At 55.5% G+C, this 537-nt stretch carries 1 rRNA gene; it reads left to right on the plus strand.

Features of this window, described 5'->3' with window-relative positions:
- Nucleotides 1-536 (plus strand): 16S ribosomal RNA (locus CTN07_RS22645); the annotation flags it as partial.
- Nucleotide 537: the final 1 nt, after the last annotated feature.

The following is a 537-nucleotide window of genomic DNA, read 5'->3' on the forward strand; positions in this document are numbered from 1 at the left end:
CTTGAAGAGATTCGAGTGTGCCTTCGGGAACTCTGAGACAGGTGCTGCATGGCTGTCGTCAGCTCGTGTTGTGAAATGTTGGGTTAAGTCCCGCAACGAGCGCAACCCTTATCCTTGTTTGCCAGCACTTCGGGTGGGAACTCCAGGGAGACTGCCGGTGATAAACCGGAGGAAGGTGGGGACGACGTCAAGTCATCATGGCCCTTACGAGTAGGGCTACACACGTGCTACAATGGCATATACAGAGGGCAGCAAGACCGCGAGGTGGAGCGAATCCCAGAAAGTATGTCGTAGTCCGGATCGGAGTCTGCAACTCGACTCCGTGAAGTCGGAATCGCTAGTAATCGTGGATCAGAATGCCACGGTGAATACGTTCCCGGGCCTTGTACACACCGCCCGTCACACCATGGGAGTGGGCTGCACCAGAAGTAGATAGCTTAACCTTCGGGAGGGCGTTTACCACGGTGTGGTTCATGACTGGGGTGAAGTCGTAACAAGGTAGCCCTAGGGGAACCTGGGGCTGGATCACCTCCTTAC

The sequence above is a fragment of the Photobacterium damselae genome (genome assembly GCF_003026815.1).
Lineage (GTDB): Bacteria > Pseudomonadota > Gammaproteobacteria > Enterobacterales > Vibrionaceae > Photobacterium > Photobacterium damselae.